The organism is Arthrobacter oryzae (genome assembly GCF_030812315.1).
In the GTDB taxonomy this organism is placed as follows: domain Bacteria; phylum Actinomycetota; class Actinomycetes; order Actinomycetales; family Micrococcaceae; genus Arthrobacter; species Arthrobacter oryzae_B.
On the sequence record NZ_JAUSSM010000010.1, the window covers coordinates 153,734 to 167,659 of the forward strand.

General features: G+C 65.8%; 10 protein-coding genes. 2 read left to right on the plus strand and 8 right to left on the minus strand.

Going from position 1 to position 13,926, the window contains the following annotated elements; all coding sequences use genetic code 11:
• Positions 1 to 53 precede the first annotated feature (53 nt).
• From J2S97_RS19000 to J2S97_RS19035, 8 genes are read right to left on the minus strand one after another with little or no spacing between them, the layout of a single operon-like run.
• A complete protein-coding gene (locus J2S97_RS19000) occupies positions 54 to 1,667 on the minus strand; it encodes a GMC oxidoreductase (protein ID WP_307051496.1) in 1,614 nt (537 codons plus the stop codon).
• A complete protein-coding gene (locus tag J2S97_RS19005; protein ID WP_307051497.1) occupies positions 1,664 to 2,881 on the minus strand; it encodes a glycoside hydrolase family 88 protein in 1,218 nt (405 codons plus the stop codon). The genes J2S97_RS19000 and J2S97_RS19005 overlap by 4 nt, the downstream gene beginning before the upstream one ends.
• Positions 2,882 to 2,909: 28 nt before the next feature.
• On the minus strand, positions 2,910 to 4,427 hold the full coding sequence (locus J2S97_RS19010; protein WP_307051498.1) for an aldehyde dehydrogenase family protein: 1,518 nt from the start codon (positions 4,425 to 4,427) through the stop codon (positions 2,910 to 2,912).
• A gap of 40 nt (positions 4,428 to 4,467) precedes the next feature.
• Complete coding sequence (locus tag J2S97_RS19015) at positions 4,468 to 5,292, minus strand: enoyl-CoA hydratase/isomerase family protein (protein WP_307051499.1); 825 nt, start codon at positions 5,290 to 5,292, stop codon at positions 4,468 to 4,470.
• Complete coding sequence (locus J2S97_RS19020; protein ID WP_307051500.1) at positions 5,289 to 7,556, minus strand: GMC family oxidoreductase; 2,268 nt, start codon at positions 7,554 to 7,556, stop codon at positions 5,289 to 5,291. Before J2S97_RS19020 ends, J2S97_RS19015 begins: the two co-directional genes overlap by 4 nt.
• Positions 7,557 to 7,588: 32 nt before the next feature.
• Complete coding sequence (locus tag J2S97_RS19025; protein ID WP_307051501.1) at positions 7,589 to 9,223, minus strand: acyl CoA:acetate/3-ketoacid CoA transferase; 1,635 nt, start codon at positions 9,221 to 9,223, stop codon at positions 7,589 to 7,591.
• A gap of 17 nt (positions 9,224 to 9,240) precedes the next feature.
• Entirely contained in the window at positions 9,241 to 10,251 is a 1,011-nt protein-coding gene (locus J2S97_RS19030; RefSeq protein ID WP_307051502.1) for a Gfo/Idh/MocA family protein, read from the minus strand.
• A gap of 9 nt (positions 10,252 to 10,260) precedes the next feature.
• Positions 10,261 to 11,280, minus strand: a complete 1,020-nt coding sequence (locus J2S97_RS19035) for a LacI family DNA-binding transcriptional regulator (RefSeq protein ID WP_307051503.1) — start codon at positions 11,278 to 11,280, stop codon at positions 10,261 to 10,263.
• Positions 11,281 to 11,550: 270 nt separating this feature from the next.
• Between J2S97_RS19035 and J2S97_RS19040 the strand changes: the two genes are divergently transcribed.
• Entirely contained in the window at positions 11,551 to 12,843 is a 1,293-nt protein-coding gene (locus J2S97_RS19040) for an ABC transporter substrate-binding protein (protein ID WP_307051504.1), read from the plus strand.
• Between the two features lie 80 nt (positions 12,844 to 12,923).
• Positions 12,924 to 13,925, plus strand: coding sequence for a carbohydrate ABC transporter permease (locus J2S97_RS19045; protein WP_307051505.1), 1,002 nt, complete (start codon positions 12,924 to 12,926; stop codon positions 13,923 to 13,925).
• The last annotated feature ends 1 nt before the right edge of the window (position 13,926 follow it).

Consider the following 13,926-nt stretch of genomic DNA (forward strand, 5'->3'; position numbering starts at 1 on the left):
AATCCTGCCGGTGAGTTGATAGGCGGAGAAGCGCTCCCCGCGTCTCGACTTTATCAATCCTTTCCCGCGGAGAGCCGCTGGACGCCCGGGTCGCGGGTGGCGAGGATGGTGTCCGCGACCCGGAGGGCGTTGGCCGCGATGGTCAGGGCCGGATTGAGGGCAGCGGATGAGGGAAAGAAGGAACTGTCCACGATCCAGAGGTTGTCCAGATCATGGGTACGGCAGTCCGGCCGGAGAACGCTGATGGCGGGATCATGTCCTGCCACAGCTGTTCCGCATTGGTGGGAGTTGGTTTCGATGCCCATGCGCTCGCTGAAGATGACCGGATACCCGGCCTTCCGGACGGCCTTGCCGATCCGGCGGACCAGTTCGTTGTGGGGCTCGAGGTTGTTCGGCTCCCACCAGACGTGGATGTTTCCGTTGACCAAGCTGATGCGGTTGCTCTGTCGCGGCAGGTCCTCGGTGGTCAGGTAGATGTCGATGCTGCGGTCAGACAAGGCCTTCAGCAACCAGGTTGGCGCCCAGGGCCTGGCCATCTTGAGCATGCTGGCGCGCAGCTTTCCGAGCATCTGCAGGTTTCCCAGCGGGTATTTGTTGGTGGGTCCGGCTTCATACCAGTCGTTGAGGCCGAGCGTCTTTTGCCACAGGGTCCGGTTGACCCTGAACGGGTTGATGCCGATGAAAAAGGTGCTGTTGTGCACCATGTAGTTCCGGCCCACGAGCCCGGAGGAGTTCGCCAGGCCCCGAGGAAACTCCGGCGTGGCCGAGCCCAGCAGAAGCGCTGCCGAGTTCACGGCCCCGGCGGCGAGGATGAACTTCTCAGCTTCGATGCGGATGAGGCGGTCGTCCCGTTCAGCCAGGGCGGCGACGATGGTCCGCCCGTCCGGTCCCGCGATGAGGCGGATGACCTTGGCGCCCGTCATGAGATCCACCCCAGCCGCGAGGGCCGGGTCGATGGCGATCTTTTCGGCATCGGACTTCAGCCCGGCTTGGTTCGGGGCGCCGTCGCTGGTGGCGCAGAGGGCACGCTTCTGAGGGGTGTCGGCGTCCAGGCCGTTGGCCATCCGGAACGGGTGCAGGCCTTGCCGGCGGAAGGAGGCGGCGAGGTCCTGGATGACCGGTTCGTGGTCCAGGGCCGGGAAGGGGTAGGCCTCGGAGTGGGCGGGTTCCGTAGGGTCTTCGCCGATCTGGCCACGGACCCGGAACAGCTTCTCGGCCTTCGCGTAGTAGGGCTCGAGGTCCTCGTAGCTAAACGGCCATGCCGGGGATGTCCCGTCCTGGTGCTTCGTTTCCTTGAAGTCGCTGGCGCGGAAGCGCGGCAGGCAGGCACCGTAGACCTTGGTGCAGCCTCCCACCCAGTAGTAGACGCCGGGCTTGAAGGCTTCGCCGGTTCGGCCGTTGTACCAGGTGTCGGCATTCTTGTACCGGCCATTGAGGTACACCTCGTCGAGGTCGGAGTTCTGCGGCTCCGCAGGCAGCCGGTGGCCGCGTTCGATGATCAGGACTTCGGCGCCGGAGTCCTTGAGGGCGTACGCCATGGTGCCGCCGCCCATGCCTGATCCTATGATGGCGATGTCAGTCCGGATCACCTCGTCCGGGAGCGCCGGTTCTGCCGGCGCTTCCGGACGGGGTGCCTCGTCGATGGTTTTCCGCGACACGGTGGTCACCGGCCCCTCCGGGCGTCGTCGAACTGCTGGATCTGGTCGATGGTGTCCAGGAACCAGTAGTCGCCCCACATCATGGATTCGTCGACGCCCAGGTCCTTGCCTTCATGGTAGCTGCCGTGCTTGAGCACGCCTTCCCAGTCCTCGTCCGGGCCGGCCAGGAAGTCGTCCTCGGTGAGGCGGTGCAGGATGCTCACCGCGTAGTCGGCGTAGATTTTGGCCTTGGTGCGGTCTTGGACGAGGCCGGCGAGCTGCCAGAAGCCTCCGGCTGCGGCGGCAGCTGCGGACGTCTCGTAAGGCCGGGTGGGGTTGGGTTCGTCCCAGTCGTTGGGCGGGACGAGGCGGTCGCCGGTTTTTTCGATGTAGAAGTCGGCGGCGGCGATGGCTGTTTCGAGGAAGCGCCGTTCGCCGGTGAAGCGGTAGACGGTGCCGAAGCCGTAGAGGGCCCAGGCCTGTCCGCGGGCCCAGGATCCTTCGTCGGAGAATCCCTGCTGCGTGGTCTGCTTCAGGAAGGCGCCGGTTTCCAGGTCGAACATGCCTTCGTGGGAGGCGGAGCCGTCGCCGCGGATGAGGAACCGGCGGGTGGTCAGGCAGTGGTCCACGGCTTTGCGGGCCATGTCCTGGTCGCCGGTCTCCTGCGCGGCGTAGAGGGCCATGTGGATGTTCATCATGATGTCGATGAACAGGCTGTCGGGACGGCGGAAGCTGGGCATGTACCGGCCGGCTTCCCGGTAGCGGCTGGCCGTGGTGCGTCCGGCCTCGACGACGACGTCGCGCTTGCTGGTGTCGCCAGTTGCTTCGAACCAGCGCCGGTAGGTGGACCAGAACAGGAAGCCCAGGTCATGGACAGTGTCGTCGCTCTTCCGTTCTTCGATGAGCTCCGAGTAATGCTCGGCGGCACTGCGGAAGCGGGCGCGGTCGGCGTCGTCGGCCCGGCGGGAGAGCATCCACAGCTGGCCGCCGAGGAAGCCTTCGCACCAGTTGGTCCACGCCTCGCCGTCGACCACCCATTTGCCTTCTTCGGTGTACAGGGGGAACCGGTCCGGGTGCCTGGTGATCAGTCCGCCGAGTTTAGTTGAGGCGGTTTTCCAGGCCTTGGCGGCTGCGTCCCGGAACGCCGCCGGCACTTCATACCCGGCAGGGAGGGTGAGGGGGAGCATGGCCGGGAGCACTGCCGCGGTGGCGTTCGCGGGGGCTGCGGTGGTGGTGGTTGTCATATTCGCTTCTTTCAGGGGGTTTCGGGTTTTAGCGGCGGGGGGCGTCGGGGGCGTCGACCCAGCGGTTTTCGCGGATGCCGACCTGGAGCTGGATGGTTTTCAGTTCGCTGAACTCTGCGAGGGCCTGGCGCCCCAGTTCGCGGCCGATGCCGCTGTGGCCGTAGCCGCCGAACGGCACTTCGGGGTATCCGTCCATCCAGCGGTTGACCCAGACGGTCCCGGCGCGCAGGTCGCGGGCGGCGGTCAGGGCTTCGTTGATGTCGTTGCTCCAGATTCCCGCGGACAGGCCGAACGAGGTGGAGTTTGCGATCCCGATGGCCTCCTCCATAGTGTCGTAGGGCAGGACGGACAGGACGGGCCCGAAGATCTCTTCGGTGGCGATGGACATCCGGGCGGTCACGTCCGTGAAGACGGTGGGCTGGAAGAAGCGGCCGTTGAGTCCGGTGTCGAGGCGGTCGCCGCCGGTGAGGAGGTGGGCCCCGGCGTCGCGGCCTTCGGCCACGTAGCGTTCGACGACGGCGAGCTGGGCGTCGTTGACAAGGGAACCGACGAGGGTGTCGGACTTGAGCGGGTCGCCCACGCGCATGTGCTTGGCGCGCTCGACGACGGCGGCGGCGAATTCGTCGGCCATGGAGCGGTGCACGATGAGGCGGCTGCCGGAATTGCAGCACTGGCCGACGTTGAAGTAGCCGCCGAAGACGCCGGCGTCGACCGCGGCGGTGAAGTCAGCGTTGGGCGTGATGATCTGCGGGTTCTTCCCGCCGAGTTCGAGTTCCACCTTCTTCAGGTCCCGGCCCGCCGCGGAGGCGATGCCTTTGCCCACGCCGGTGGAGCCGGTGAAGCTGATCATGTCGATGCCGGGGTGCTCCGCGATGGCCGCGCCGACGACGCGGTCGCCGGTGACAATGTTGACGACGCCGGCCGGGAAGCCCGCTTCGCGGATGAGCTGGCCCAGCATGACGGTGGTGGCCGAGGTGCTTTCACTGGGTTTGATCACGGCAGTGTTGCCCGCGGCCAGGGCGAACGGCAGTTTCTGGCTGATGATCAGCAGCGGGAAGTTCCACGGCGTGATCATGCCGACCACGCCAATGGGTTCGTGGACCACCATGGCGAGGGTGTCCCGTCCGAGGGCGTTGTGGGCGTCGCCCTGGGTGTTGCGGGCCAGGCTGGCCGCGTATTCCCACAGCTCGGCAGTGCCGGCGACTTCATTGCGGGACTGTGTGATCGGTTTGCCGGTTTCCAGGGTTTCGGCCAGCGCCAGAGCTTCGGCGTCGCGGCGGACGAGGTCGGCGACCTTCAGGAGCAGCTTGGACCTCTCGGATCCGCTGGACTGGCGCCAGCCGCGGTCCAGGGCTGTGCGGGCGGCGGTGACCGCACGGTCAACGTCCTCCTGCCCGCCGTGCGGGAAGGAGGTGACCTCGACTTCATGGGCCGGGCTCAGCCGGGTGAAGGTCCGGCCGCTTTGTGCCTGGGCGTCTTCGCCGTCGATGATCATCGGGCGGTAGGTGGGCTCGACGTCGTCGAGCGTGTAGCTCTTGGTTTCCATGTCTGGTGTCCTTAGAAAGAGTTCTGTGTGCCGGGCTGCTTCAGTTGTCCGTGAAGTGCGCCGGGCGCTTTTCCCGGAAGGAGGCGACGCCCTCGGCAAGGTCGTCTGTGGCGGCGGCGAGGCCGCCGGCCAGGGCTTCGAGCACCCGGGACGGGGCACCGTCGGCGGCCGCGTCGATCAGTTGCTTGGCCAGCTGCACCGCCAGCGGCGCCCCCGCCAGCAGGTCGGCGCTGAGCCGCGCCACCGCGCCTTCCAGCCCGTCTTTGGGTGCGACGGCGGTGGCCAGGCCCCAGGCGAGGGCTTCCTCGCCGGAGAGCTGACGGCGGGTCAGGACGAGTTCCTTGGCCCGCGCCCTGCCGACGAGTTCAGTGGCCCGTTCGGTGCCGCCCCACCCCGGAACCGTGCCCAGGCCCGTTTCGGGCAGTGCCACCCGCGCGTCGGCGGTGATGACGCGGAAGTCGCAGGCCAGGGCAAGCTCCAGCCCGCCACCGAAGGCGAGGCCGTCGATAACGGCGATGCTGGGCTGCCGCAGTCCGGCGAGGGCATCGAAGGCGCGGTGCCCGGTGGCGATCCAGTCCCGCCACATCCCTGCCGCACCGAGGCCGGCGAAGTGGTTGATGTCCGCACCGACGCAAAAGACCTTCTCGCCCCCGGTGCGGACGACGACCAGCCGGGCCGACGATGCGGCGACCTCCCGGGCGGCAGCGGCAAGGTCGTCGAGGAGTCCAAGGGTCAGGGCGTTCAGCTTCGATGACCTGTCGATCAGGATGGTTGCCGTGTGGCCGTCAGCGGAGTAGCCGACGGTGACCTGTCCGGCGGCTGCACTGATGAGCTGTTCTGTCACGGGCGTGGTTTGGGTGCTCATGGCTGGTCCTTTCGGTGTCCGCCGAGCTCGCCGGCGAGATGTTCGGCCGCGCGCATGACGATTGCCCAGATGGTCAGGGTGGGGTTGATGCCGGGGCAGCTGGGAAAAGCGGCACCGGAGTACATGTACAGGTTGCGGGTGTCGTGAACGGCGAGGTGCTCGTCCAGCACCGTTGCCTTCGGGTTGTGGCCGAAGCGTGCGCCGCCGAGGTCGTGGCTGGAGCCGACGCCGGTGAAGTACGGGCCTTGCCAGGTCTTGGTGGCGCCCATGTCCTTCAGCAGGCCTGTTGCCTTGTCCGCCATCCAGGACGCCAGCCGCCGCTCGTTGTCGCGGAGCCGGTAGGTCACGCGGACCAGCGGCATGCCAAGCCCGGAGGAGTCGCGGTGCCTCGGGTCGATTTCCAGCCGGTGAGAGGCGTAGGGCAGTGCGTCGGGCTGGATCCGGATGACACCCTGCTGGGACCAGAGCTTCAGGTGGTCACGGTAGCCGGCACCCCAGCGGCGGACGTCCCCGGGCAGGGTTTCGCGGGCGATCTGCAGCGGCAGGGCCTGCTGTTCGGCGCCGAGGGTGGCGCCGCCGATGAAGCCGTGGTCCAGGGAGCGGAACCCGGGTGAGAGGTAGTCGTCCAGGATGACGCCCTGCGCGGCCGGGCCGGTGTGGCGGTTGAACTCAGTGCCGGGGAACAGGGCGTCTACGTGGCCGAACATCTTGGTCATGTAGTGCATGCCCAGCTGGCCGGTGTTGTTACCGAGCCCGTTTTCGTGCCGGGAGTCGGCCGAGAGGTACATCAGGCGCAGGTTCTCGTAGGTGTAGGCCGACAGGATGACGGCACGGGCGAACTGGCGGCGGACGCGGCCCAGGGGATCAACCCATTCCACGCCGCGGGCGGCACCGGAGTCATCCATGATGATCCGGGTGACGCGGGAGTGCGTGCGCAGCTCAAAGTTCCCCGTTTCGATGGCGGCCGGCACGGGTCCCAGGCCCGGGTGCCAGCGGTCTCCCCGGAAGGAGCCGAGGCCGTTGTTCCAGGCGCTGTAGCCGGTGGCGGGACGCCCGCCGTAGGATTCGGTCGTGAATCCCACGGGCACGGGGTGCGGGTGCAGTCCGGCAGCCCGCGTCGTCTCAGTGAATTTGTTGCCGAGGATGAACGGGCGGGTCGGCGGCAGCGGGAGCGGTTTGCCGCGCTTGACGAACGGGTTGGACTCGTCCCCGGCAATGCCGATCAGGTGCTCGAGCTTGGTGTAGAACGGCTCCAGTTCCTCATAGCTGACAGGCCAGTCTGCCAGGGTGCAGTCCTCGGGCAGCGAGTCCGGTCCGTACAGCCCGTCGTAGTGGCTCTTGGGGGCGAACTGCCACGGTTGGAAGCGGCGCAGCCAGGAACCGTAGTGCCCAGCGGATCCGCCGACGCCGTTGACCATGCGGCCCAGCGAGAACGTTGCCTCGCGGCTGTCCTCCTCGTCCGCGGTTTCGCGCCAGCGCGGGGTTTCTTGCTGGAATTTCGGGCCCAGCCCGCCGCGGGTGTAGTAGGCGTGCTCGAGTTCGTCGGGGAGGAACTCGTCGAGGGGGCGGAAGGGGCCCGCTTCGAGGCCGACGACGCTCAGGCCGGCCTCGGCGAAGACCTGGGCGCTGAGTCCGCCCATGGCGCCCACCCCGACGAGCAGGACGTCCACTTCATCGGTCATCTGAGGGTTGACGGCGTTTTCGTAGCCGAGCTGCTTGAGCCGGTGGCCGTCGGCGTCACGGGGGATTTCCTGCATCGCGTCGGCAAGGGTCTTGATGACCCCGCCCTTGGTCACGTGTTCGGCGCTGAGGTTTTCTTCGGCTGAGTTTTCCAGCCAGACGCCGGGGTGCTTGAGGAATTTCCAGCCGACGGCGTCCTTGTTTCCGCCGTGGGCAGGGTCCGCGAAAAGACCTTCCTGCAGGTGGGAGACAACGAGCCCGAAGAGATTCTGCTGTTCCGCCGCAGGCAGTTGTTCGGTCAGTTCCCCCTGTTCGAGCAGGACCAGCATGTCCGTGCGTTCGTCAAGGGTGAGGGCCGCGAAGTTCCTGCCGTATTTGTTGTCCGCGTAGCGGTCCAGGGCGCCGAACAGCCACTGGTAGCGGGGGAGGTCCTTGCGTCCGTAGCCCTCCAGGGTGAGGTCCAGATATTCGGTGACTCCCGCGTCGCGGACGTCCGGGCTATCACCGTCGGTGGGGAACATCGCCTCGAACAGGGCATCGGCGAGTTCGGATTCGTAGGGCGTGAGGATGCGGAGGCTGCTCATGTGAGGGTCCTTTCAGGCGTTTCGGACGCGCGTCAGTGCGCGGCCAGCGAGGCGGTGCGCTGTTCGATCCGCTCGTGCAGCGGCAGCGTCGGAAGGTGGAGGCCGACGGGGGCGTCGGCGAACAGGGCGAGGTCCATGGGGCGCAGGTCCTCCGAGACGATAAGCGGGAATTCACAGCGGTCCAGGACGTCCTTTTGCAGGTCGACGCCGGGGGCAATTTCAGTGACGACGAGGCCGGCGGCGGTCAGTTCCATCACCGCGCGTTCGGTGATGTACTTGACCTTCTGGCCGTTGGCGAGTGCTCTCGGTCCGGAGAACGTGACGGCCGAGACGTCGTTGACGAGCTTCGTGAAGGGCCCGTCGGCCCGGATGTCCAGGCCGTTCCCGTCGGCGGCGATGTCCCGGCGTCCGGCGGTGAAGGCGCCCATAAAGATGATCTCCGGGGCCGACGAGGTGATGTCGGCGAATCCGCCGACGCCTGCTGTGACGTGGCGCTTTTTGGGCAGGTGATGGACGTTGACGTTGCCGTGCCGGTCGATTTCCAGGAAGGAAAGCAGCGAACGGTGGAAGCCGCCGCCCTGTAGGAGGGTGAACTGGTCGATGCTGGGCATGATCGCGTCGGGGTTCTGGGCGCAGCCGAACGCGAAGTCCAGCAGCGGGACGCCGCCGACGGCGCCCTGTTCGATGACCCAGCTGACTTCCCGTCCCTGGTTTTCTTCGACCAGCACGTGGGGGACGAGGGCGGAGACGCCGAAGCCGAGGTTCACGATCTCGCCTGCTTTGAGCTCCTGGGCGGCGCGGCGGGCGGTGATTTTCTCCAGGGAGAAGCCGATGTGGGGGAGCGAGCTCAGCGGCCTGCGCAGCTGGCCTGAGATCGCCGGATCGTTGGGGGTCAGTGTGGTCTGGAGCTGGTCTTCGGCGATCACAATGGCGTCGACGAGGATGCCGGGAACCTTCACATGCTGCGGGTGGAGGCTGCCGGCTTCAGCCAGGCGTTTGACCTGGGCGATGACGACGCCGCCGTTGTTGTGCGCGGCGTAGGCCAGGTCCAGGGCGCCGAGCGGGGATCCTTCGTCCTCGAAGGTCAGGTTGCCGTATTCATCGGCGGTGGTGGCGCGGATGATCGCGACGTTGGGGATGACGGACGGGAAGAACAGCCATTCCTTCCCGGCCAGTGTGGCGGTCTCCACATGGCCTGCGGGTGTGCTGCCGTTCATCCGTCCGCCCTGGAGGCGCGGGTCGATAAAGGTGTCCAGGCCCACCTGGGTGAAGACGCCCGGCTGCTTCGCCGCCGCGGTGCGGTGCATCTGGTAGATGACACCTGACGGGAAGTTGTACGCCTCCACTTCGTCACGCTCGATCATCTGCCAGATCAGCGGCGGCTCCGCGCTGGAGGGCCCGGAGGGGTAGGACCCGGCGATGACCTTGCGGAGCAGCCCCGGCCGGGCGATGTGGTCGATGCCCTTGACGCCGTACATGTCGCCGGCAGCGATTGGGTGCACGGAAGTCAGGTTGACCGGGCGGGAGGTTTCCTCGAACCGCTGGCCGATTCCGGCCAGGACGCTGTCCGGGCAGCCGAGGGCGCTGGAGGAGCTGACGGTGATCACGTCGTCGTCGTTGATGAGGTCCGCTGCTTCGCGGGCGGAGAGGATCTGTACCTTCTGCATGGCGTTCTTTCTGGCTGTTAGTTGATGTGGACGGTGCGTCCGGAGTTTGCGGATTCCTGGGCGGCGAGGGCGACCTTGAGGGCCATCAGGCCGTCGCGGCCGGTCGCCGCAGGCCGGCCCGTGCCTTCCACTGCTGCGGTGAAGGAGCGCAGGCCGATGACGTACAGGTCCTCAGAACAGTCGACGTCGACCGCTTGGCTGCCTGACCCGGTGGTCAGGATGACCTGGCCCGCGGTGTCCTGCGTCATGGCGTCGGTAACCCGGATGGTGCCCTCAGTTCCGTGGACTTCAAGGGACGTCCCGGCGTATCCGACGGTGAACGAGTCATGGGTCTGGGCCAGAACCGGTGGCAGGCCGTCCCGCTCGTAGCGGATGACGGTCATGGCGGCATCTTCCTGTCCTCCGGTGTTCCAGTCGGCCTGTTGGACGGCCAGGGCGCTGACTGCCACCGGCGTACCCAGCAACGGGTTCAGCACCGAAGCGTCGTGGCAGGTGATGTCCAGGATCACTCCGCTCCCGGGGGTGCCGTGCCCGAGCCGCCAGCCGCGGAGCCGTTCCGGCAGGAGCACCGCGTGGGCGATCTTGGCCGAGAGGACTGTGCCGATGGCTCCGGCGGCGACGAGATCGCGCACTGTGGCGTGCAGGGGGCTGCCGGGAAGGTGGTGGTTGGCGGCGAGCACCAGGCCCCTCTCCTCTGCCAGTTCCACCATGGCCTCGGCCTGGCCGGCCTCAAGGGCGAGTGGCTTCTCGCACAGGACATGCTTTCCGGCGTTGAGCGCGCTGGTTGCCTGCTCGAAGTGCTTTTCGTTAGTGGAGGAGATGTAGACGGCGTCGATGTCCCAGCCCAGCAGACCGTCCAGTTCTGTGGTGAAGTTGGGCAGCCCGTGGACCGCGGCGAAGTCCCTGGCCCGGTCTGCCGACCCGCTGAAGACGCCAACGGTGTCACCGCCGCTGGCCCGGATTGCGCCGATGACCCGGGTGGCAGCGATGTCGCTGGCGCCGATCAGGCCCCATTTCAGTGCTGGCATTCTGTTCTCCTACGTTCGGGGTCGCCATTGGGCGGTGGAGGCTCTGACTTTCAGGGCCGGTTCAATGAGGGAGCGCTGTGGTTGCAGGGCCGGGTCGCGGATACGGTTCAGCAGCAGATCGGCTGCCCTGCGTCCGATCAGTTCGGGGTAGGTGGAGACCGAGGTCAGCGGCGGCAGCAGCAGTTCGGCCATGGCGATGTCGTCGAAGCTGGCCACCGAGACGTCGCGGCCCGGGTCAAGGTTTCGCCGACGCAGTTCGGCGTAGATTCCAAGGGCGACCGCGTCACTGTAGGCGACGATGCAGTCAGGCCAGATCCCCTGGTCAAGGACGCGGGCCACGCCTTCGGACCCGCCGGCAGCGTTGTTCGTTGTCGCGGCCGACAGGGAGGCATCGAACGCCACGCCGCTCCCCGTAAACCCGGTTTCCAGCCCCTTGATCCGTTCGGTACGTGCCGAAGAATGTTCCGGGCCGCCAACCAGCACCGCCGTTGACGCCCCCAGGGAGGACACGTGCTGTGCCAGTTGCTGGCCGGCAGCGACGTTGTCGGGGCCCACATAGTCCAGTTCCTCCGAGAAGTAGCGGGCCAGCTGCACAACCGGGACGGAGGACCGGTCAATGATGCCGCAGACCGGGGCCAGCTCGGACCCCGTGGCCGGAAGCAGGAAAATGCCGTCGACCTGCTGTTGGACCATGGTCTCCAGCTGCAGGTACTGCCGCTCCACATCGTCCCTGCTGTACCCGACGAAGAGGGTGTATCCGGCGTCGTGCGCGGCCTCCTCGATGGTCATGGTCAGGCCCGCAAAATAGGGGTTGCGGATGTCCGTCACGATCAGTCCCAGGGTCATGGATTCGCTTCGGCGCATGTTCGCGGCCTGCCGGTTGTAGACATAGCCGAGTTCGGCCATGGCCAGCCGCACGCGGTCTGACGTTGCCTCCGGAATCCGCGGGTTTCCCCGCAGCACCAGCGACGCAGTAGATCGCGATACTCCAGCTGCCCTACTGACGTCATTCAGAGTCACTTTTTTCATTGCTTGTCCACCTCCTTCAGGCTCGGTCTAATATTTCTACCACGTTTTGGCCGGTATTGGTAGACCGATCTAATAGAAATCCACCAGACCAGAACGCCAGCATATAGGGCCTTGTCACTTCCTGGGTTCGGATTCCAGTGAATCCGCGGGGTTCGCGTTGGTGTACTTGCGATATCTATTGCATCGATCTACTTAACTATGTAATCTGAACCACAACGCAGGCTCCAGCCGGGCCTTATCCGGCGTCTGACAACCCAAAGGAGAGTAGTCATGCGTGCACCTAACAAGCTCAGGATTTCGCTGGCCGTAACAGCAGCAGCAAGCCTCATTGCAGTAACCGGATGTTCCGCAAACGCCCCCGCCGGAAGTTCCACCGGGGGAGGCTCGGACAAACTCGAAATCACGTCCTGGTGGACCTCCGGTTCGGAGGCGGATGCGCTCAACGTGTTGATCGACGGCGTGAAGAAGTCCTCACCCGGGTTGTCCGTGGACAACGCGGCGGTCTCCGGCGGCGGCGGTGCCAACGCACGGCAGGCCTTGGCCGCAAGGCTCCAGGCCGGCAGTCCGCCGGATGCCTGGCAGGTACATCCCGCCGGGCAGCTGAAGAGCTACGTCGACGGCGGGCAGGTCGCCGATCTGACGGATTTGTGGACCGAGGGCAACTGGGCGTCCCAGATGCCCAAGGACGTGGCCGAAGCCCAGCAGGTCGACGGCAAGTACTACACCGTTCCGATCGGCGTCCACCGCGGCAACGTCTTGTGGACCAACCCGTCCGTGCTCTCCAAGGCCAACGTCAAGATCGACCCCGCTGCCGGCGTCGACGGACTGATCAGCAGCCTCAAGCAGGTCCAGGCCAGCGGAACCACGCCGGTCTGCCTCGGAGACAAGGACATCTTCGCCTCGGCCCAGCTGCTGGAGTCCCTCATCATGTCCCGGGCGGGTGCGGACAACTGGACGAAGCTGTTCACCAACGAGTATTCCTTCGACGCCCCCGAGGTGAAGCAGGCCCTGGCGGACTACAAGGCCATCCTGTCCCTTGCCAACAAGGATCACTCGGCCATCACCTGGGATGAAGCCGCCAAGAAGATGGCTGACGGCGACTGCGCCGTCAACCTTATGGGGGACTGGGCGTACGGTGAGCTGCTCAATGCCGGAAAGAAGCCCGGCCAGGACTTCGCCTGGGTGAGTTTCCCCGGCAAGGAGGACATCTTCGACTACGTCGGAGACGGCTTCTCCATCCCGGCCAACAATATTCCGCATGCCGAAGCCGCCCGGACGTGGGTGAAGACCTTGATGGACCCGAAGATCCAGACGGAATTCGCCGCCAAGAAGGGGTCAATCCCGGCGGTGACCTCAGCCGACATTTCAGGGCTGTCCGCATACCAGCAGGAAGCTGCCAAGAGCCTCGCCTCGGGGGCAGTCGTGTCCTCCCTGGCCCACGCCCAGGCAGCCGGAGCCGAATTCGCCCAGACGTACGCCGACGCAGTTTCCACCTTCAACGGCAGCAGCAACATCGATGCCTTCATCGCCAGCATGACGCAGGCCCAGAAGACCCAGCTGTAACAGCCGGTCAGCCAACCAAGTCGGAAAGGGTGTGGCTGCAGGTCACTGCAGCCGCACCCCCGGACAGGAACAGTTCACTCATGACAACCTCAACAGCTCTGCCACCGGCACCGGCCGGCCCCCGGCCGAAGAAACAAGTTCCCCACAACGTCAAGACATCCCGCCGGGCCGCCTGGATCTTCGCACCCAGCCTGCTCGTCAGCTTCCTCTTCGTCTACGTCTTCATCGGCATCACGGTCTACATCTCCCTGTCGAACTGGAAGATCGGAACCAGCCCGAACCTGGCACTGCGCCAGCCGTTCGGAGGCACCTACGCCGAAATCGTCCAGGAACAGCGGTTCCAGGCTGATATCCGCAATGTGGTGATTTTCACCATCATCTTCCTGGTCCTGGCCATCCTCGGCGGACTGATCGCCGCCTTGTTCATCCACCACGTCTCGGTCGGCAAGGGCCTGTTCCGGACAGTCTTCCTCCTGCCGTACGCGCTGTCCTTCATCGTCACCGGTGTTGCCTGGCGCTGGATCTTCGCTCCTTCCACCGGAGTCAACGAGATCCTGCGGAGCATGGGAATCGAGAATCCTCCGGGATGGACCACCGACACCACGATCCTCGGAGCCCTGAACGACCCCTCCGGAACGGACTTCCTCAAAGTCCAGTTCGGCATTCCGGTGGCGCTGCTGCCCATTATCTTCGCGGCCGCATGGCAGCTCGTCGGCTTCGCCATGGCCATGTACCTTGCCGGGCTGGCCTCCATCCCGGAAGAACACCTCGAAGCCGCCAACGTCGATGGAGCAAACGTGTGGCAGCGCCTCCGCTACATCGTGCTTCCCCAGCTGTGGCCCTCCACCATCACCTGTTTTGTACTCCTGCTCCACGTGGCCCTGAAAATCTTCGACCTCGTCGTCGCCATGTCAGGCTCCGGCCCCGGATTCGTCACCGACGTCCCCGGCATTTACATCTACAACTACCTCACCAGCCGTTACGACAAAGCCTCGGCAATGGCGATCATCCTGCTTCTGCTGACACTCGTGGTGATCGTCCCCTACCTCGTACGCGGATACCGGAAAGAGCGAAAGGCATAGA

Bases quoted from the DNA above. Each gene is read 5' to 3' on its own strand.
- J2S97_RS19005 (WP_307051497.1), bottom strand. From the start codon at position 2,881: ATGACAACCACCACCACCGCAGCCCCCGCGAACGCCACCGCGGCAGTG.
- J2S97_RS19010 (WP_307051498.1), bottom strand. From the start codon at position 4,427: ATGGAAACCAAGAGCTACACGCTCGACGACGTCGAGCCCACCTACCGC.
- J2S97_RS19015 (WP_307051499.1), bottom strand. From the start codon at position 5,292: ATGAGCACCCAAACCACGCCCGTGACAGAACAGCTCATCAGTGCAGCC.
- J2S97_RS19020 (WP_307051500.1), bottom strand. From the start codon at position 7,556: ATGAGCAGCCTCCGCATCCTCACGCCCTACGAATCCGAACTCGCCGAT.
- J2S97_RS19025 (WP_307051501.1), bottom strand. From the start codon at position 9,223: ATGCAGAAGGTACAGATCCTCTCCGCCCGCGAAGCAGCGGACCTCATC.
- J2S97_RS19030 (WP_307051502.1), bottom strand. From the start codon at position 10,251: ATGCCAGCACTGAAATGGGGCCTGATCGGCGCCAGCGACATCGCTGCC.
- J2S97_RS19035 (WP_307051503.1), bottom strand. From the start codon at position 11,280: ATGAAAAAAGTGACTCTGAATGACGTCAGTAGGGCAGCTGGAGTATCG.
- J2S97_RS19040 (WP_307051504.1), top strand. From the start codon at position 11,551: ATGCGTGCACCTAACAAGCTCAGGATTTCGCTGGCCGTAACAGCAGCA.
- J2S97_RS19045 (WP_307051505.1), top strand. From the start codon at position 12,924: ATGACAACCTCAACAGCTCTGCCACCGGCACCGGCCGGCCCCCGGCCG.